Origin of the sequence: Streptomyces sp. NPDC020801, from assembly GCF_044334385.1 — a bacterium.
GTDB lineage: Bacteria > Actinomycetota > Actinomycetes > Streptomycetales > Streptomycetaceae > Streptomyces.
Window position 1 is genome coordinate 6,431 of record NZ_JBIRST010000020.1, and the last position, 19,411, is coordinate 25,841.

General features: G+C 73.3%; 14 protein-coding genes and 1 pseudogene. 7 read left to right on the top strand and 8 right to left on the bottom strand.

The genetic code is table 11. The features are described 5' to 3' along the window. The 4 genes and pseudogenes from ACH4UM_RS31915 to ACH4UM_RS31930 all read right to left on the bottom strand — a co-directional run. Positions 1-3,162: type I polyketide synthase (locus tag ACH4UM_RS31915; protein WP_398186928.1), on the bottom strand; the 3,162-nt coding region annotated here is incomplete at its 3' end. Further along, positions 3,155-5,542, bottom strand: coding sequence for an MMPL family transporter (locus ACH4UM_RS31920; RefSeq protein WP_398186931.1), 2,388 nt, complete (start codon positions 5,540-5,542; stop codon positions 3,155-3,157). The genes ACH4UM_RS31915 and ACH4UM_RS31920, both read right to left, overlap by 8 nt. Positions 5,543-5,745: 203 nt before the next feature. After that, the gene (locus ACH4UM_RS31925) at positions 5,746-6,759 is read right to left on the bottom strand and encodes an MBL fold metallo-hydrolase (RefSeq protein ID WP_398187286.1); all 1,014 of its coding nucleotides are present in this window, start codon (positions 6,757-6,759) and stop codon (positions 5,746-5,748) included. 6 nt (positions 6,760-6,765) lie between these two features. After that, positions 6,766-7,164: pseudogene (locus tag ACH4UM_RS31930) on the bottom strand (hypothetical protein); the annotation flags it as partial. A gap of 630 nt (positions 7,165-7,794) precedes the next feature. Between ACH4UM_RS31930 and ACH4UM_RS31935 the strand changes: the two are divergent. The 4 genes from ACH4UM_RS31935 to ACH4UM_RS31950 all read left to right on the top strand — a co-directional run bounded on the left by ACH4UM_RS31935 (position 7,795) and on the right by ACH4UM_RS31950 (position 13,232). Next, positions 7,795-9,897, top strand: coding sequence for a PP2C family protein-serine/threonine phosphatase (locus tag ACH4UM_RS31935; protein WP_398186933.1), 2,103 nt, complete (start codon positions 7,795-7,797; stop codon positions 9,895-9,897). Positions 9,898-10,094: 197 nt separating this feature from the next. Then, a complete protein-coding gene (locus ACH4UM_RS31940) occupies positions 10,095-10,250 on the top strand; it encodes a DUF6131 family protein (protein WP_398186936.1) in 156 nt (51 codons plus the stop codon). 424 nt (positions 10,251-10,674) lie between these two features. Continuing rightward, positions 10,675-11,298, top strand: coding sequence for an acetate uptake transporter (locus tag ACH4UM_RS31945; RefSeq protein ID WP_398186939.1), 624 nt, complete (start codon positions 10,675-10,677; stop codon positions 11,296-11,298). Between the two features lie 1,088 nt (positions 11,299-12,386). Then, on the top strand, positions 12,387-13,232 hold the full coding sequence (locus ACH4UM_RS31950; protein WP_398186942.1) for an oxygenase MpaB family protein: 846 nt from the start codon (positions 12,387-12,389) through the stop codon (positions 13,230-13,232). A 163-nt stretch (positions 13,233-13,395) separates the two neighbouring features. Here the strand turns inward: ACH4UM_RS31950 and ACH4UM_RS31955 are convergent, their stop codons facing one another. Beyond that, positions 13,396-13,779, bottom strand: a complete 384-nt coding sequence (locus tag ACH4UM_RS31955; RefSeq protein ID WP_398186945.1) for an ArsR/SmtB family transcription factor — start codon at positions 13,777-13,779, stop codon at positions 13,396-13,398. A gap of 129 nt (positions 13,780-13,908) precedes the next feature. Here ACH4UM_RS31955 and ACH4UM_RS31960 point away from each other — a divergent pair, with 129 nt between their 5' ends. Beyond that, on the top strand, positions 13,909-14,166 hold the full coding sequence (locus ACH4UM_RS31960) for a hypothetical protein (RefSeq protein WP_398187311.1): 258 nt from the start codon (positions 13,909-13,911) through the stop codon (positions 14,164-14,166). Then, on the top strand, positions 14,163-14,561 hold the full coding sequence (locus ACH4UM_RS31965) for a (2Fe-2S) ferredoxin domain-containing protein (RefSeq protein ID WP_398186947.1): 399 nt from the start codon (positions 14,163-14,165) through the stop codon (positions 14,559-14,561). Before ACH4UM_RS31960 ends, ACH4UM_RS31965 begins: the two co-directional genes overlap by 4 nt. Before the next feature lie 268 nt (positions 14,562-14,829). On the opposite strand, the gene ACH4UM_RS31970 is transcribed toward ACH4UM_RS31965, so the two are convergent. Beyond that, positions 14,830-15,621 carry an SDR family NAD(P)-dependent oxidoreductase gene (locus tag ACH4UM_RS31970; protein ID WP_398187289.1) on the bottom strand — a complete coding sequence of 264 codons (792 nt, stop codon included), beginning with the start codon at positions 15,619-15,621 and terminating at the stop codon, positions 14,830-14,832. A 232-nt stretch (positions 15,622-15,853) separates the two neighbouring features. Between ACH4UM_RS31970 and ACH4UM_RS31975 the strand changes: the two genes are divergently transcribed. Then, positions 15,854-16,459 carry a TetR/AcrR family transcriptional regulator gene (locus tag ACH4UM_RS31975; RefSeq protein WP_398186950.1) on the top strand — a complete coding sequence of 202 codons (606 nt, stop codon included), beginning with the start codon at positions 15,854-15,856 and terminating at the stop codon, positions 16,457-16,459. A 71-nt stretch (positions 16,460-16,530) separates the two neighbouring features. Here the strand turns inward: ACH4UM_RS31975 and katG are convergent, their stop codons facing one another. After that, complete coding sequence (gene katG / locus ACH4UM_RS31980) at positions 16,531-18,762, bottom strand: catalase/peroxidase HPI (protein ID WP_398186953.1); 2,232 nt, start codon at positions 18,760-18,762, stop codon at positions 16,531-16,533. A gap of 24 nt (positions 18,763-18,786) precedes the next feature. Continuing rightward, positions 18,787-19,230 (bottom strand): Fur family transcriptional regulator, encoded by a 444-nt coding sequence (locus tag ACH4UM_RS31985; RefSeq protein ID WP_398186956.1) that lies wholly within the window; start codon positions 19,228-19,230, stop codon positions 18,787-18,789. Positions 19,231-19,411: the final 181 nt, after the last annotated feature.

Below are 19,411 nucleotides of genomic sequence, written 5' to 3' on the forward strand. Positions count from 1 at the left end.
GTCGTTCAACGGGTGGTCGTTCAACGGGTGGTCGTTCAACGGGTGGTCGTTCAACGGGTGGTCGTTCAACGGGTGGTCGTTCAACGGGTGGTCGTTCAACGGGTGGTCGTTCGCCGGGGGGCTGGTCGTCGAGCGGGCGGGCGTGACGCCGAGGGTGATGCGCGCGGGCGCGTCGGCGGGCGGGCCGGGCGGCTCGGGCGCCGGGTGCCACTCGGGCCGGTCCGGAGACGGCTGCGGCGGAACGGCTCCGGACCGGCGAGTCCCGTTCTGGACGGACCCGGGGAAGGACACCCAGTAGGACTGTGTATCCAGCCGGGCCGGCGGCAGATCCAGCAGCCCGCGGTCCGGCTCCCGCACCGCCGGCGCACGAGGATCGACCGGCACCCCCAGGACCGCCAGCCGGGCCAGCGCCCGCAGGAAGCCGCGCCCGTCGTCCGGCGCCGCGCCCTCGACGGCGACGACGTGGACGTCGTCGTAATCTCGGTCGTGGTCACGGTCTCGGTCTCGGTCTCGGTCGCGGTCTCCGTCACGGACACAGTCGGTGAGGTTGCGGCGGACGGCGGTGAGGAGCGAACCGCCCCCGGTCACCTGGAGGAAGACGCGGGCGCCCGCGTCGTAGGCGCTGCGCACGGCATCGGTGAAGCGGACCGGCGCGGACGCGTGGCGCGCCCACAGCGCGCGCAGCCGCTCGGGCTCGCCGCACACCGCGCCGCTCACGCACGAGACGAACGGCAGCCGGGGAGAGGCGAGAGGACGCCGTACGAGGTCGGCGCGCATGGCGTCGTCGGCCCGCGCCAGCCGCGGCGAGTGAAAGGCGTTCGACACCTCCGGCGCGGCCGTCGCTATACCCGCCTGCGAGCAGACGCCGCGCAGGGTGGCGAGCCCTTCCCTGCTGCCGCTGATCACGATCTGCCGCGGCTGGTTGAAGCACGCGAGCCACACGTCGTCGATGTCCTGCAGGAGCCGTCGGCAGGTCTCCGTGTCGGTCTGCACTGCGAGCATCCCGCCGCGCGGCTCTGCCTCGGCATCCCGGAGGACCGCGCCCCGGTGGGCCAGCAGCCGTACGGTCTCGACGTCGCCGAGGACGCCGGCCGCGGCGGCCGCGGCGAACTCCCCGACGCTGTGACCGAGGACCAGGTCGGGAGTGACGCCGCAGGCGGCCAGTAGCCGGGTGGCGGCGATCTGCACGGTACCGAGCAGGGGCTGGCAGACCTCCGTGCGGGCCAGCCGCTGCCGCAGTTCCTCGTCCTCTTCGGGGCTCGCGGCCGCCCCGCCGTACAGCAGGCCGGCGATGTCGGCACCGACGTACTGCCCGGCCACGGCGCCAAGCGTGCCGAGGGCCTGACGGAACTCGGGGAAGCGCTCGTGGAGGTCCCGCAGCATGCCGGGTCGCTGGCTGCCCTGGCCGGGGAAGACGAAGGCGAGGCGGAGTTCGGCGGGCGGCAGCGGTGCGTCGGCGGCGAAGGCACCGTCGGCGAGATCGCCCCGGGCACCGTCGGCCAGTTGGCGGCGGGCCCGGTGCAGCCGCTGCGTGAACTCGGCGGCGTCGGCGGCCACGATCGCGAGCCTGCTCGGCAGCGGCTCGCGACCGCCCAGGGTGTGGGCCAGGGCCGCCATCGACGGCGTCGGCGTGTGCTCCAGGGTGTCGAGCAGCTCGCCGATGTGCTCCTGCAGCAGCTCCGGGGAGCCGGCCGAGAGCAGGGCGAGCTGGGGCCGAGCGGCCCGTTCGGTGTGCGTTGCGGTCCGGGCCGGGGGCCGTCCGCCGACCGGGGTGGGCGCCTCCTGGAGTACCACGTGGACATTCGTGCCGCCGAAGCCGAACGAGCTGACCGCGGCGCACCGCGGGGCGTCGCCGTCGGGCCAGGGGCGAACGGTGTCGGCGAGGCGCAGTCCGGCGGCCTCAAGTCCCAGACCCGGGTGGGGGGTGGTGTCCGGCTGGGGAACGATCGTGCGGTGGTGCACGACCAGGGCCGTCTTGATCAGCCCCGCGATGCCCGCGGCGGACAGCGAGTGACCGATGAGTGCCTTGCCCGAGGAGAGGTAACACAGACTGGGGTCCTCGTCCGGGTGCTCGGCCCGCAGCCGGCGCAGTGCCTCCACCTCGACGCGGTCGCCGACCGAGGTGCCCGTCCCGTGGGCCTCGACGAAGCCCGCGGCGGACGGCGGCACGCCCGCGTCGGCGAAGGCCCGGCGCATGGCACGCAACTGGCCTTCGGCAGTGGGGCACAGCGGCCCGGGGGCAGCGCCGTCGTTGGCCGAGCCGATGCCCGTGACGACGGCATAGACACGGTCGCCGTCAGCGAGTGCGTCCTGAAGCGGCCGGAGGACCACGGCGCCGGCTCCTTCGCCCAGGACGAAGCCGTCCGCCCGGTCGTCGAAGGGGCGGCACACCCCGCTGGCCGACAGGGCGCCGAGCCGTGAGAAGCCCACCAGGCCGTCCGGGGTGAGGCTGAGGTGGACACCGCCGACGACGGCCGTCCGGCAGGTGCCCTGGCGCAGGTGGAGGACCGCCTGGTCGAGGGCGATCAGCGAACTGGAGCACGCGGCGTCGACGGCGAAACTCGGGCCGCCGAGGCCGAAGTGGCGGCTCACGGTGGCGGGCGCCATGTTGAGCAGGCTTCCGGGCAGGGTGAACGCCTCGACGGGGGCGAGCCGCTCCGCGGCCAGGGTCTTCAGGGCACGCAGGGCGTCGTCGTCCACCGCGCCGCCGGGCGGTCCGTCGGCGAGCGGTCCGTCGGCGAGGGAGATGGCCCTCACACGGGCGGTCACGAGTTCCCTGTAGTCGGCCACCGACATGCCGATGAAGACGCCCGTCCGCTCCCGGTCGAAGCCGCCGCGGCCCAGCCCCGCGTCGTCGAGAGCCTCGCGGGTGACGTCGAGCATCAGCCGGTGCTGCGGGTCCATGGCCTCGACCCGGCGGGGCGGCACACCGTAGTGCAGGGCGGCGAAGCGGTCCACTCCGTCCAGGAAGGCGACCTGGTCGGTGTATGCGGTGTCGGGGGCGCGCCGGTCACCGGGCTCGTGGAAGATGTCGTGGTTCCAGCGGTCCTTCGGTACCGAGGTGAACTGCCGCTCGGCGCTCAGCAGGAGCTTCCAGTACGCCTGGCTGTCCCGGGCCCCGGGGAAGCGGCAGCCGAGTCCGACGATGGCGATGTCATGCATGGGGGGACCTGCTTTCGTTCTGGTGCCCGGTACGGGCGGCTGGAGCGGGAAGAGGGACGACGGGTTCCGGGAGTCCCGGGGGCCCCAGGGGTTGCGGGGGCCCCGGGGGTTGCGGGGGCCCCAGGGGTTCCGGGGAGGGGTCCGGTGGGGTGCCGGCCGGCGGGACCGGAAGGGTTGGAGGAGGCGGTGGAGGCGGAGGGGGAGGCGGTGGCGGAGGGGGAGGCGGAGGCGGAGGGCGCCGCGAGGTCGCCGGGGGTACTGGCGTCCTGCCGCCGAAGGGACGCGGCGCCCACCAGTTCAGGCCGCCGGCGAGCCGCATCAGCGCCGGTACGAGTACGCCGCGCACGAGGGTCGCGTCGAGCAGGACGCCGAAGCCCGCGCCGATGCCGAAGAACTGCAGGAGGGCCACCTTGGAGGTGCCGAAGCTCAGGAGGGTGAAGGCGAGCAGGGCGCCGGCGGTGGTGACGATGCCGCCGGTGCGGGCGACACCGATGACGATCGACTCGGACGTGTCGTGCCCCGCCTCGTGCGCTTCCTTGATGCGGGCCAGGACGAAGACCTCGTAGTCGACCGAGAGCCCGAAGACGATGCAGAACAGCAGCACCGGCATGGTCGTACTGAGCGGTCCGGGCGTGAAACCGAGCAGGGACCGCAGGTGCCCGCTCTGAAAGATCCACACCATGGCCCCGAGGACCGCAGCGAGGCTCAGGCCGTTCAGCGCGATCGCCTTCAGTGGAAGGAGCACGCTGCGCGAGAAGCGGAACAGCAGCACGAACGTGCTCGCGGTGATCAGGGACAGAGCCAGCGGAAGCCGCTGGGCGATCGTGTGCTTGGCGTCGACCAGCACCGCGCTCGGACCGCCGACGTGGATGGCGGTGTCCGCGGGAGTCGGCGTCCGCCGGATGGAGCGGACGAGCTGCTGGGCGGCATCCGACTGCGGATCCACGGACGGCACGACCGTCCACATGGCCGGCCGGCCGAGGTCCGACGGGGCCCGGCCGGACGTGGCAGGGCTCGGCGCGGCGGCCACCAGAGCGCCGTCCCGCCATACCCCGGTCGGGCCCTTGACCTCGGCCACGCCGGGCAGGGCGGACAGCTCGGGCGCGTAGTCGAGCGTGGTCTCGGGCCTGGTGCTGGTGGTGAACACCGTGAGTGCGCCGCCGTCCCTCGCGTCGAACTCGCCGCGGACCAGGTCCCCGGCCTGCCGGCTGGACGCGCTGTGCGGCAGTGTCCGGTCGTCGGGCGTCGCGAAGCCGGCGTGGGTGAACGGTCCGGCGAGGGCGAGCAGCAGGCCGAGCACCGGCAGCGCGGCCAGCGCCGGGCGGCGTACGACGACGCGCGCCAGCCGCTCCCAGAACCGCGACGCGGAGCCGGCCCGGGCCCCGTGCCGCCACGGCACCGCCCACGCGTTCACGCGCCTGCCGAGCAGGGCCAGCAGTGCCGGCAGGACCGTGGTGGCCGCCACCGCCGCAACGGCCACCACCGCGATGCCCGCGTATGCGAAGGAGCGCAGGAAGTACGGCGGAAAGACCAGCAGAGTCGCCAGCGCGGCACAGACCGTCGCGGCACTGAAGAAGATGGTGTGGCCCGCGGTGGCCACCGTGTGCCGGGCGGCGTCGCGCGACGGGTGGCCCTGGGAGAGTTCCTCCCGGAAGCGGGAGACGACCAGAAGCCCGTAGTCGATACCCAGGCCGAGGCCGAGCGCGGTGGTGAGGTTCAGCGCGAACACCGACACATCGGTGACGGAACCGAGCAGGTTCAGCGCCAGCAGCGTCCCGCTGATCGCCAGGACACCTATGAGCAGGGGCAGCGCCGCGGCCACCACACTGCCGAACACCAGGACCAGCAGGACCAGCGTGCCCGGCAGGACGACGGCCTCGGCCCGCTTCAGGTCGGAGGCGGTGATGTCCTGCATCTCGGCGTCGACCAGCGCCCTCCCGCCCACGTGCACCGTCAGGGCGGGCCGCCCGCCGGCCGGCTGGGCGGCCAGGGCCGCGCGCACCTGCTCGGCACGGGCTCCGAGGATGTCACCCCCACCGTCGATGTGCGCGAGCAGCAGCGCCGAGTGCCCGTCCCTGCCGCGCAGCTCGCGCGCTTTGCCCCTCCAGTACGAGGACACGTCGCCCACGTGCGGCTGGGCGGCGAGGCGCCGGGTCAGGTCCTGTCCCGCGCCGCGGGCGGCGGGGGCGTCGACGCTGCCGCGCGCGGCCTGTGCGACCACGACGAGGTTCGGGGCCGTTCCGCGGTACTCGGAGGCCATTCGGGCCGCGAAGGTGGAGTCGGACGAGGGATCGTCGTACCCCTGCGTCTTCAGCCGGCCCGTCGCTCCGGCACCGAAGACCACCGACAGGACGAGGAAGCCGAGCGCCGCTAGGAGCACCAGCCGAGGACGACGGGTCGCAGCGCTACCCAGACAGCGGTACATCCAGCCTCCAGTCCGGTCCGGTCGGCGTTCCGCTCCAGCGGTACGCGCGGGCAGTCGACTGCCACCGTGACCCGGCATGGGGCAGGCGCCCCAGCCACGGCTGTTCGCTACTTGACGGGAGGTGGGTCAGGGGTTAGGGAGAGCGCGCAGGGCGCGGGTCAGCCCTGTCGGTTGTGGACGATGAAGTCGTCGTAGACATGAACGCCCTCGCGGCCGGCGATGTCGTCGACCGCGTCGCGCAGCTGCCGCAGATGCCCGGCGGTCATCTCCAGCGGCGGCTCCTCGGGCTGGTAGGTGGTGCGCACCGGGTAGTCCCGACCGGGCGTGGTGCTCATCTCGATGTGGCATCCCAGGACGTGGGTGACCGGGTGGGTGTCGGCGAAGTCGGCCAGGCGGTGGACCGTGCGCCGGAAGTCGTCCCACCGGTCGACGTACAGGCGTCCGCGGTAGACGGTGTCCCCGGTGAGGAGAATGCCGGTGCAGGGGTCGTAGTAGGTCACGGCGGCCTCGTGATGGCCAGGCGTGGCCAGACACTCCAGGACGCGTCCTCCCAGGTCCAGCCGCACCGTGCGGTCGGGATCGGCCGCCAGGCCCAGGTAGGTCCACGCCTCGTCGATACCGGCCGGGATCACGTCGGTTTCGGGGCGGTCCGCGAACTGGCCGTCGGCGGCGACGTGATCGCTGTGCCCGTGGGTGTGCAGCACCAGCAGCCGGTACCGGTCGCGCGGGTGGGATGCGCGCCATGTGCCGATCAGGCCGTCGACGACCCGGCGCAGCGGGAAGTGCTCGGGCGCCTCGGTGGCGCCGGTGTCGATGAGCACCGCCCGCTCGTTTCCGAACAGCAGGAAAAGGAACGGGGCTTCGTAGTGCACCGCCTTGTTCTGCCGAAGGATGTAGGTGTGCTCGTCGTAGGCGTGTACCTGGATGTCGGGGTCGGTGTTGTGCTTGGCCGAGGGCGAGCCGTGGATCCATGTGGCGTCCAGGGGTCGCGCCGTGGGCGCGCGATGACCGAAGTCGATCTCGTGTTCCATTTCCCAAGCTTTACCACCGTCCTGACGAACGGCGAGGCGATACGGGACCCGACGTGACGCGATGACCCGCCCCACTCCGTCACCACCTTGGGCACAAGGCTCGTCACCGGTCAGGGGGTGACAGGCGAAGAGCAGAGGCATCCCGCAGGACGACCAGGAGGCGGTGTCGCCGTCCACGAGGACGACGGTGTCCCGGGCGGGCACGTCACCCGTGTCAGTGCCGGGGGCGACGGCGTGGAGCCGGTCGGTGCCGGGGGCGACGGCGTGGAGCCGGTCGGTGCCGGGGGCGACGGCGTGGAGCCGGTCGGTGCCGGGGGCGACGGCGTGGAGCCGGTCGGTGCCGACGAGCCGGGCGCACGGGTTGCGCTGCTCCGGGTCCTCGGCGCGCACCCAGCACACCGCGAGGTCCGGGCTGCCGTCGGCGACCCGGGCGGCCTGGGCGTGCGACGGGGCGATCCATGCGTCGACGTGGACCTGGGCGCCGTCGGACGTGCGTTCCATCAGGTCCGCGCGGAGCCAGTTGACGCAGCCGAGCCGTACCGGTTCGAGCTGCCGGCCCGGCGGCTCGGGGAGAGCGGGGTCCGCCAGGTGGCGAACCAGCGGCCCGGCACCGACTGCGGGCTCCGGCCCGGCGGGCACCGGATCCCGCGAGCCGGCGCGCACGCAGCCACAGGTCGTCGGCCCGGTCCAGTCGCAGCCGCCGCGGCCGCCGGCGTGCTGGGCATCGGGTTCCCGCACCACATGGCGGTACGAAGCGGGGCACGCGCGAAGACCGCCGCGGGGCCGGACCTGGACGCCGTGTGACGCACCGCCATGGGTCCATGCCCTCGCCGGTGCAGGGGGTGTGGTGCCCACCGGCGAGCGGTCCACCATGCCGTACGCCGACGAGGACGGTGCGCCCGGAAGACGGAACGGTCCGGCACGCGGGAGATGTTCGGCGCACGGCGAACTGTTCGGGGGGATCGAGCCGGCCATCGTCTCCGTGGCGCGGGCACCGGGGAGAACGGCGAACTCCCGCCGCTGGTCTCACCCCGGCCCGGCGCCGGGCCGCCTGTCCCAGCCGTGCATGAATGTTCAACTTCTGCCAGAGAAGGGCGTTTTACGTGCTTCTCCGTTCCTCTCGCGGCTCGGGCCGTACGGTCGACGTCTGAACATGGCAGGACCGGGAGACACCTCATGATCGTGCCATCTGATGCGCTGGCCCGGGTCAGGGCCGGCGTGCGCCAGGCGGGCAGTGCCTGGGAGCTGACCGGGGCGCTGGCCGGACTGTGCGGCTGGATGGGCGCGGTCGGGTGGGCGCTGATGCTGCTCCAGGACGACGGCAGCCACCTCTTTCCGTGCGGGATCAGCGGGCTGGCCGCCGAGTGGGAGCCGCCGTTCCGGCCGCTGGAGAGCAGCGGCGACTGGCCGGCGTGCCTTGCCGCGCTGGGCCGGATGTGGACGGGCCGCGACCTGGAGCGTCCCTACCCGATGCCGTTGGCCTCCGGGCCGGCCGCGGCGGCCGCGCTGCCGCTGGGCAAGTCCCAGGGCACGCTGGTCGCCGTGCGTCCCGGGCGGCACCCGTTCAGCGCGGCGGAGCGGGTCTTCCTGGCCGAGGTGGCCGAGGAGGTCTCCGACTGCCTGCTGGAGCTGGTCGGGGCGGACCGCGAGAAGATGGTGCCACGGCTGCGCGAGGTGGAGCGAGGGGCGTTCGCTCTCGACCTGACCCGTGACGAGATCACCTGTGACCACGTGTTCGCCCGGCAGCACGGGCTGCCGGCACCCGGCCGCTACCCGCTGACCCAGGTGCTCGCCGCCCTGCCGGCCGGGGACCTTCCGCGCGCACAGCTGCTGCTGGGGGAACTGCGCGACCGGTCGGGCACATACGAGGTGGTCTACCGGGTCTCCTCCTTCGAGGGAGTCCGTCACCTGCAGGCACGCTGCGCCCGTCTGGCGGTGGGCTCCGGTCCGAGCCTGCTGACCGGTCACGTCACCGACATCACCAGCGACACCGACAGCGCCGCCCGGCGTGAGGACCGCATGCACCGTCAGCAGCAGCGGGCCGAGCAGATGCACGCCCTGGCCTCGGCCTGCGCCTCGGCCACCGGCACCCGCGAACTGGCCGCGGCGGCCTGCGACGTGCTGGCCGTCTTCGGCGCCGACGCGGTCGTGCTGGCGGAGGCCGCCGGTGACCGCATCCACGTACTGACCAGTCACGGGCAGGCCGAACACCACCTCGCCGCCATCGACCAGGTCGCGCTGAGCGCCGACAGTCCCCTCACCGACGCACTGTGCGAGCGGCGCGCGGTGTTCACCGCCTCCCACGAGGAACTCGTGGCCGCCTATCCGCACTATGCCAACACCACGCCCCGGCTGGACCGCCAGGCATGGGCCGCCCTGCCCATCCCGGTCTCCAACCCGGAGGCACGGCCGGCCGCCTGCATGCTCTCCTTCACCCGGCCACACGCCTTCACCCCCGAGGACCAGGCCCTGCTCATGGCCACCGCGGGTCTGCTGGGACGCGCCCTGGACCGCTGCCGTTCCTGGGACCTCGAACACGCCCGTGCCGTCGAGCTCCAGCAGGGCCTGCTGCCCGCAGCCCTGCCCACGCCGCCCGGACTGGAACTGACCGCCTCCTACCTCCCGGCCGCCGCTGGCGCGTACGCCGGCGGCGACTGGTACGACGCCTTCCCCACCTCAACGGGCCGTCTGCTGCTGGCCATCGGCGATGTCGAGGGCCACGACACACCGGCCGCATCCCTCATGGGACGGCTGCGCACCGCCATCCGTGCCTACGCCGCCCTCACCGACGATCCCGCCGAACTCCTGCGGCACACCAACCGGCTGCTCACCGAGGACAACACGGACGACCCCCACCGCGCCCGCACCGCCACCTGCTGTCTGATCAGCCTCGATCCGGTCACCGCCCGAATGAGCTGTGCGGTGGCCGGCCACCCACGCCCCCTGGTGCACTCCCCCTCCCACCCCGCCCGCGAGCTGGCGGTCGAAGGCGGGCTGCCACTGGGCACCTTCGCCGACAACCGCTATCCGAGCACGCATCACATCCTGGCCGACAACGCCCAGTTGCTGCTCTACACCGACGGGCTCACCGACCGTCCCGGTACCGACGCGAACCGCTCCCGCCAACGGCTGCGCCGGGCCTTCCGCCGAGCCGCCGCCCTCCCCGGCCACACCGCGCTGGACGACATCGTCACCGGATGCCTCGCCGGCACCCCCATCACCGACGACTGCGCCCTGCTCCTGCTGCGCCGGCACCCACCGGCGCCTCCGCGCCCATGAAGCGCGCCGAGCACCGCGGCACACCGGGACCCGTGCATCCGCGACCAAGCGGTCGCGCACCCAGGCCCTGGCCGCCGGCCGTCCGGTCGGCCGCCATGCCGGTGGTGAACGGACATGGAAGTGCGTCCTCGGTGAGGCGCTGTGGTGCCGCTTTGGGTGCACAGTGGAAGGAGAACTGTCCGCAACGGGAGGCGATCATGATCGTCCTCGGTGTAATCCTGCTCGTCGTCGGTTTCGTCACCGGCATTTCGATCCTGTGGACCATCGGCATCATCCTTGCCGTGGTCGGCGCCGTTCTGTGGGTCCTGGGGTCCACGGGACACGCGGTGGCCGGCCACCGCCACTACTGGTGACCGACACCTGAACCCACCCCACCGCCGTCACCGGTGCCGGCGCCGCGGTTTCGCCTGCGATCGCCGCGGGGCCCGCCACCGCGGGCACCGGCGTGCTCGGCGTCCTCCACCACGCGCGGGAACAGCTCGACGCACACGGCACCCGTGCTGAGGGCGGCGTGCGCCCGGGCCTTCAACGACCCGGCCCCGGTGCCGCTGTTCGGCTGCGCGCCCACGGCCGAGTACGAGCATGCCTGCGCCCGCGGCCGGGCCCGAAGGACGACTTATACTGGTGCAAAACGGGTATGCGTGTCGTGAACAGATACAGCTGAAGACCCGGGTGGCGCCGGCGCTGCCCGCGGGTTCGGCCCCGTGGACGTCGTGTGCCTGCGCCCGTCGGGTCCCTGGCTGGTCCTGCTGACCTCCGGTCGAAGGGATTCCGGTCATGACTGAGGACACGAGCAGCCCCGTCCCCGAGCAGGCGCGCGCCGCGGACCCGCGGCCGGCGACCTATGCGGACCCCGCCCCGCTGGGGCTTGCCGGCTTCGCGCTGACGACTCTCATGCTGTCCGTCATCAACACCAACCTCCTCAAGGAGACCGGCGCGATCATCCTGGTGCTGGGCCTCGCGGCGTTCTACGGCGGTCTCGCCCAGTTCGTCGCGGGAGTGTTCGAGTTCCGCCGCGGCAACACCTTCGGCGCGACGGCGTTCGGCTCCTTCGGCGCGTTCTGGCTCACCTACTGGTGGCTCGTTCCGCACCTGAGCACCCTCGGAGACACGCACAACGCGCTGGGCCTGTTCCTGCTCGGCTGGGGCATCTTCACGGCCTATATGACGCTGGCCGCGACGCGTACCAACCTCGCCGTGCTGGCGGTGTTCGTGCTGCTGACGCTCACCTTCGTCTTCCTGGCGATCGGCGCGTTCCAGACCGGTGCGCCCCCGCACGTGATGACACAGGTCGGCGGCTGGTTCGGGATCGCCACGGGCCTGGTCGCCTGGTACGCCTCCGCGGCCGCCGTGATCAACGACACGCATGGGCGGACGCTGCTGCCGACCGGGCCGCGCTGAGGCGATTCGCGGGCCCGGCGGGCCCACGGCCGTCGAACCGAGCGCGCCTGCCCATCGCCTCCGTCCGCCGCCACTGCCCATCGCCTCCGTCCGCCGCCCGGGCCGCCCGCTTCCGGACACGGCGTGACGCGCTCGGGGCCACGGCCTCACCGCGGGGGCGACGGCCGCCCAGGTCCCCGACGTGCTTGCGGTGTGCCGCCGCGCGTGATTCGCGCGTACCGCCGCGCGTGATTCCTTGGGCGGCAGGACGGGGGAGGCGCGCTCATGGGGCACTTTCCGCTCGTCTGCCGGGGGCCGAACCGGCGGAGCCGTCAGTCGTCAGCCGTCCCGTCTCGTTCCCGGCCCGGGTCCGCTCGTTCCCGGGTCCGCCCGGCCCACGGCACGTGGCCGCGCCGGGTCAAGGACCCGGCGGCCCGAGCCGTCCTCGCCCGGGCCGCCGGCGCCTTCGATCGGCTCGGCGCCGGGCCCTGGGTCCGGCAGGCCCGCCACGAGCTGCACGCCCCCTGCTCCGCCGGCGGCGAGGCCGGCTTCCCGCCGGGGAGCCGCGCTGACCGCGCAGGAGCGGCGGGTCGCCGAGCCGGCCGCCGCCGGACCGAGCGACCGGGCACCGAAGCCCGGCTCTTCCTCTCACGCGGTGACCTGCTCTGCGTACAAGCTGTACGGCAACTCCCCCGCCGTCACCGAACTCAAGCAGTTCCCTCACCGCGGCCGATACCTGGTCGTCGACCACTGATGGGCCGTCGCCGCCGACTTCGTGCCGCAGCGGCTCGCCCACCAGGGCATCAGGGGCCAGGACCACTCCTCCTCCGTCTCGCGGACCGGCCACCGGCCACCGGCTTCTCAACGTGCCACGTACGACGACCACGGCACGCAACGCCTCACTCAGCGCCCCGGACGAACGGCGGGCGCCACGGACAAGGAGCACAGAAGGATGAACGCACCACTTCAGGGCAGGACCGCAGTGGTGTGACCGTGTGACCGCCGCCCGGACGGGAACCGGGAGGGGTACAGGACCGGCCGGGCGCCGGGGCGTCCGGGCGGGTACCTTGGGGGCCTGTCGGACCCTGGGCACGCAACGGGAGGCGACCGTGCTGTGGGACGTCCGGGAACAGCTGGGCAGGACCCTCTTCAGCCGCGTCGCGGGCCCGGAGGGGCCGGCCCGCCGCGCGCGGATCCACGGCACCCCCGGCCCGCGCTGGTTCGGGCCCGAGCGGCCCATCCGCACCGTGCACGGCGACGCCTCCATGTTCGTCGGAGGGCTGAGCGCACTGCTGCTGCAGTCCCTGCATCCGCTGGCCATGGCAGCCGTGGCGGCACACTCCGGCTACCGGGGTGACCCCTGGGGACGGCTCCAGCGCACCAGCACGTTCCTGGCCGTCACGACCTACGGCACGGCGGCCGACGCCCAGCAGGCCGTCGACCACGTCCGCGGCATCCACCGCAGGATCCGCGGGACGACGGCCGGCGGCGGGACGTACCACGCGGCCGATCCGCACCTGCTGGCCTGGGTGCACCTCTGCGAGACGGACAGCTTCCTGCGCGCCCACGAGCTCTACGGCGCCCGTCCCCTGGACGCCGCCGGCTACGACGCCTACGTCGCCGACACCGCGCGGGTCGCCCGGGCGCTGGGCGTGATCGACCCGCCGTGCGACCGCCGGGCGCTGTCCGAGCGGCTGGCCGCCTACCGGCACGAGCTGCGGGCCACGCCCGATGCTCGCGCCGCCGCGCGCTTCCTGCTGTTCCAGCCGCCCCTACCGATCGCGGCACGCCCGTTCTACGGGGTGCTCGCCGCGAACGCGGTGTCCCTCCTTCCCCCGTGGGCGCGCGGTCTGCTGTGGCTGCCCCGCGTGCCGCTGGTCGAGGACATCGCCGTACGCCCGGCCGGGCACGCGCTGACCCGCACCATCCGCTGGGCCATGAACCCGCCGCGGTGAAGACGGGTACCGGGTCGCCGCGAGGAACGGCCCGTCCGCCGCACAGGTGATCAACATCGCCTTCAAGTACCCGGTGGCTGGCAGGAACTGACTGCATGTCAACTGATGGCAGATCCAGCGGCCGGCACGCCCGGCGGGCCGGCGCGGGCAGGAGCCGGCGCCGTCAGCGGGCGGCCGCGGCGGTGCCGAGGGCCGGTGTGTCGCGCAGGCCCAGGCGCAGGTGCTCGACGTGGTAGAGGGCCTGTTCCAGGAGTTCGGCCACGTGGTTGTCGTGGAGGGCGTAGATGACCGAGCGGCCGCGGCGCTCGCCGGTGACCAGGCCGAGGTTGCGCAGCAGGCGCAGCTGGTGGGAGCAGGCGGACTGCTCCATGCCGACGGCGTCGGCGAGTTCCGTCGCCGCGCACGGGCCTTCCCGGAGGCGGGCCAGGATCCGCAACCGGGACGGCGTGGCGAGGGCCTGGAGGGTGGCGGCCACGTCGGGGGCGCCCACGGCCTCGAGTCGCTCGCGCGCGGTGGCGGTGGTCTTGGCGTCAGCTCCGTGGCCCATGACCTTCATCCTACGGAGAGACCCCTGAACACATGAATGGGTCTTCATTCGTTCCTGTACGGTGTGAGGCGTACGGCCGCCGTCCCGGCTGCCCGGCCCGTCCCGTGCCCGCCCGGAGGACGTCTGTCGATGACCGCCACTCTCGTTCCGGCCCCGCCCGACCGGGCCACGCCCTCGGACGGCGGCGGCGCGGCAACACGCCGCACCCGTGTCCTCGCCCTGCCCGAGGCGCGCTGGGCCGTCATCGCGAGCCTGGTGGCCTGGGATCTGGCGGGCACTCTTCCGCTGCCGCTCGGCGCCGCCGGTCACGAGGGCTCCACCGTGATCGCCGGCCTCAACGGACTGCGGCTGCCGCGCGAGGCCGTCTGGAAGCGGGCCGCCGCATGAGCCGCCGCAGGACGCCCGCCGCCGATACGGCACCCCGGTGCACGGTCACCGTGTGCCGGGGGTGCTGCTGCGGCACGCCGAAGGTACCCGGCGTCGACCACGCGGCCCAACTCGCCGCGCTCAGGGCCGAGCTGGGCCCGCTCGCCCGGGTCCGGGCGGTGAACTGCCTCGACGCCTGCGAGCAGGCCAACGTCGTCGTCGTACAGCCCTCACCGGCCGGCCGGGCCATGGGCGGGCGGCCGGTCTGGCTCGGGCTGGTCAACGACCCCGACGCGACGAGCGACATCACCGCATGGGTCAGGGCGGGAGGGCCGGGGCTCGCCGATCCGCCGGAGATCCTCGAGCTGTACGAGTTCTCCCCGTCCCGGCGTGTGCGGCGCGCGGTCGAGGACTGACGACCACGGGGGTGGGCCGGGCGGGGCGGTCGGCCGGGGCGGCTGGTGGGCAGGTTCAGGTCCAAGACGCCCCGCACCCGGGACGAGGCCGGACCGGATCCTCAGGGCTGCGCCGGCGGACCGTCGTGGCCACGGGGCACCCCGCAGGCGAGCCGGGTCATGAACTCGGCGGCCTCGTCCCAGGGCAGACAGGACACCGACGGCCCTTCGTCGGGCATCCCGGACGCCGACGGCCCGCCGGGCAGGCCGGGTGGCCGTCCGGGTCCGATCACCGCCTCGACCGCTGTGCCGTCACGATCGCCTCCACGGTGCGCTCCGCCCCGGCCCTGCGCTGCACCCGCTCCGCGAAACCAGGGAACTGCGACGCGATCTTCGTCAGGAACCGCAACTCGGGGGGAGCCACGTTGATCTCGGCGACATCGCGTTCGATCGCCCGCACCACGCCCTTGACCACCTGCTCCGGCCCGACCGTGCGCACGCCGCCGGGCGTGGGCGAGCCGGTCTTCGCGAACATGCCCAGTTCGCGGACGAATCCGGGCTGGACGATCGAGACACCCACTCCGGTGCCGTGCAGGTCCTGGCGGAAGGCCAGGGAGAATCCGCGCAGCCCGAACTTCGTCGCGGTGTACAGCGAGGAGGACCTGGTGGCCGCCATCCCCGACAACGACCCCACGAAGCAGATGTGTCCCCGCCCCGCGGCCACCATCCGCGGAGCGAGCAGCCGCGCGAGCATCGCGGGCGCGCGCAGGTTCACCGCGAGCGCCCGGTCGATCTGCTCGGGCGTGTAGTCGAGCACGGCGCCGCTGGAGGGCAGGGCCGCGTTGGCGACGAGGATGTCGGTGCGGGCGGCTTCCTCGGCGAGGCGTGCCACGTCGTCGGGGTCGGCCAGATCGGCGAGGACCGTGCGGGCGCCGTAGCGCTCCGCGAGCGGCTCCAGCGCCTCGCGGCGCCGGCCCGTGAGGACGAGGTCGGCGCCCCGGGCGGACAGCCCGGCGGCGAGCGCCCCGCCGATGCCGCCGGTGACTCCGGTCAGCAGAACGGTTGCTCCGGCAATGCGCATGGTCACCCTCCGGTATTGTTCGTTCGAACGAACGATAGAGAGACGGGCCGCCGGTGTCCACCGGCCGCATCGGCCGGCCGGGCCGAGCCGGCACGGGACTCCGTACGGCCATGGGGGCAGGTGCGCACATCACGGGCGGGCAGGCGGCGGGCCGGGCCCTTGCGGCCGGGCGGCCGGGCGGCCGGGCGGCCACCGTGATCAGCGCGGGACCGCTGGTGGGACAATGAACGGCATGTCCAAGGCCGCCCGCTCCGCCCCGACCCGTCAGCGCATCATCACAGCCGTCCTGCGGATCATCGGCGAGGGCGGAGTCGCGGCGGTCACCAACCGCAGGATCGCCCAGGAAGCCGGAGTCTCCCTGGGCTCGGTCACCTATCACTTCGAGACCCAGCACGATCTGCTGCGGGAGAGTCTGCTGCACTTCGTGCGCGAGGAGACGCGCCACTTCACCGAGTTGGCCGACCGGTGCCAGGGCGAGGGTCTCGACGTCCCGGGTGCGGCGTCCCTGGCCGGCCAGGTGGCCTCGGGCACGGCGCTGGACAGCGCGCACATCGCGCCGTTCGAGCTGTACGTACAGGCCGGGCGCGATGAGCGGCTGCGGGAGGCGGCGGCGGAGGCGTTCGCCGCCTACGACCGGCTCGCCGCCCAGATCCTCACCGCACTGGGGGTTGCGGACGCAGAGCGCCTGGCGGCGGCCACGGTCGCCCTGGTGATGGGCCTCCAGCTCCGCCGCCTGGCAACGGGCAGCCCGGCGGACGACCTGGTGGACGCGTTGCTGCTACTGGCCCGCGGAGCCGCCGGGGGGCCGGCCGGGCAGGGACTTCCGGCGCCGGGCTGACACGGCGGCCCGGCCCGCGCCTGCAACACACGTGCGGGCCGGCCCGGTTCGGGCCGGCCCGCACGCCGGGGTCAGACGAGGTCGAACCGGTCCAGGTTCATCACCTTGTCCCACGCCGCGACGAAGTCCTTCACGAACTTCTCCCTGGCGTCGTCGCTCGCGTAGACCTCCGCGAGCGCGCGCAGTTCGGAGTTCGACCCGAAGACGAGGTCGGCACGGCTGCCGGCCCACTTGACCTCACCGGTGACGGCGTCCCGGCCCTCGAACGTGTTCGAGTCCCCGGACATCGCCTGCCACGTCGTGCCCAGGTCGAGCAGGTTGACGAAGAAGTCGTTGGTCAGCGAGCCGGGGGTCGAGGTGAAGACGCCGAGCTGCGACTGCTGGTACGTCGCCCCCAGGACACGCAGGCCACCGACGAGGACCGTCAGCTCGGGGGCGCTCAGGGTCAGCAGGTTCGCCCGGTCGAGGAGCATGTACTCGGCCGGCAGCCGGTTGCCCTTCCCCAGGTAGTTGCGGAACCCGTCGGCGGTCGGCTCGAGCGCGGCGAACGACTCCACGTCCGTCTGCTCCTGCGAGGCGTCCACCCGGCCCGGCGTGAAGGGCACCTCGACGCCGAAGCCGGCCTCCTTGGCGGCACGCTCGACGGCCGCGCCGCCGGCCAGCACGATCAGGTCGGCGAGCGAGATCTGCTTGCCGCCGGTCTGCTCGGCGTTGAAGGACTCCTGGATCCCCTCCAGGGTGCGCAGCACCGTCGCCAGCTGGTCGGGGTCGTTGGCCTCCCAGCCGCGCTGCGGCTCGAGGCGGATGCGGGCGCCGTTGGCGCCGCCGCGCTTGTCACTGCCGCGGAAGGACGAGGCCGAGGCCCACGCGGTGGACACCAGCTGGGACACCGTGAGTCCCGAGGAGAGGACCTTGCCCTTGAGGGCGGCGACGTCGTCGGCGTCGACGAGTTCGTGCGTCACCGAGGGGAGCGGGTCCTGCCACAGCAGGGTCTCGGTCGGCACCTCCGGGCCGAGGTAGCGCACGACCGGGCCCATGTCGCGGTGGGTGAGCTTGAACCACGCCCGGGCGAAGGCGTCCGCGAACTCCTCGGGGTTGTCCTTGAAGCGCCGCGAGATCGGCTCGTAGACCGGGTCGAACCGGAGCGAGAGGTCGGTCGTGAGCATCGTCGGGGCGTGCCGCTTCGACGGATCGTGGGCGTCGGGGACGGTGTCCGAGCCGGCGCCGTCCTTGGGCCGCCACTGGTGGGCGCCGGCGGGGCTCTGGAACAGCTCCCACTCGTAGCCGAACAGGATCTCGAAGAAGCCGTTGTCCCAGGTGGTGGGGGTGTTGGTCCAGATGCCCTCGAGGCCGCTGGTGATCGCGTCGCCGCCCTTGCCGGTGCCGAAGGAGTTCCTCCAGCCCAGGCCCTGCTCCTCGATGGGGGCGGCCTCGGGGTCGGGGCCGACGTTGTCCGCCGGGCCGGCGCCGTGGGTCTTGCCGAAGGTGTGGCCGCCCGCGATCAGGGCGACCGTCTCCTCGTCGTTCATCGCCATACGGCGGAAGGTCTCGCGGACGTCGCGGGCGGCGGCGATGGGGTCCGGGTTGCCGTTCGGGCCCTCCGGGTTGACGTAGATGAGACCCATCTGGACCGCGCCGAGCGGGTTCTCCAGTTCCCGGTCGCCGGTGTAGCGCTCGTCGCCGAGCCAGGTGGACTCAGGACCCCAGTAGACGTCCTCCTCGGGCTCCCAGACGTCCTCGCGGCCGCCGGCGAAGCCGAAGGTCTTGAAGCCCATCGACTCCAGGGCGACGTTGCCGGCCAGGATCATCAGGTCGGCCCAGGACAGGGACTGACCGTACTTCTTCTTGACCGGCCACAGCAGGCGGCGGGCCTTGTCCAGGTTGCCGTTGTCCGGCCAGCTGTTGAGGGGCGCGAAGCGCTGCTGACCCGCGCCGGCGCCGCCGCGGCCGTCGCTGATCCGGTAGGTGCCGGCGCTGTGCCAGGCCATCCGGATGATGAACGGGCCGTAGTGGCCGAAGTCGGCCGGCCACCAGTCCTGCGAGGTCGTCAGCACCTCGGCGATGTCCCGCTTGACGGCGGGGAGGTCGAGCGTCCTGAACGCCGCGGCGTAGTCGAACTCCTCACCGAGGGGGTTGGCCACGGCGGGGTTCTTGGCCAGGATCTTCAGGTTGAGCCGGTCCGGCCACCACTGGCGGTTCCCGCCACCCTGCGTCGGGTGCGGGGCACGCCCGTGCGCGACCGGGCAGCCGCCGCCGTCCTCCGTCTTCGGGTCTGTGACGATGGCGTCGTGGTTCTCAGACATGGGAATCCTTCCGAACTGGGCGGATCACGGTGCTGAACTACGGGCGGTGGAACAGTCGGGGCACAGGCCCCAGTAGATGACCTCGGCCTCGTCGATCGCGAAGCCGTGGTCGTCGGACGCGGTCAGACAGGGGGCCTCGCCGACCGAGCAGTCGACGTCGGCGACGACACCGCACGACCGGCACATGACGTGATGGTGGTTGTCCCCCACGCGCCCCTCGAACCGGGCCGGACTGCCGGCGGGTTCGATGCGGCGCACGAGTCCCGCCGCGGTGAGCGCGTGGAGTGCCTCGTACACGGCCTGCAGGGAGATGTGGCCGACACGGTCGCGCACCCCGGCGGCGATCGCCTCGACGCCGAGGTGGTCGCCGGCCCGGACCGTCTCCAGCAGGGCGACACGGGCGGCCGTCACCCGCAGGCCGGCACCACGCAGCTCCTCGGCGGTGGTCGGACTCTGCGACGCGGTCATGGTGCCGAACCTACCGCCGTAAACACGACTGATTCAAGAAAGCGAACCATCAAAGTTTGGCGTGTCGCGTGTCCCGCGGCCGGCCCGGAGCCGTGACCGGCCGGCCCACCGGCCGCCCGGCCGCCCGGAACGCGGTCCGCGTGCGGGTCCGCAAGAGCCGGCGTGCACCGGCGATCCTGTC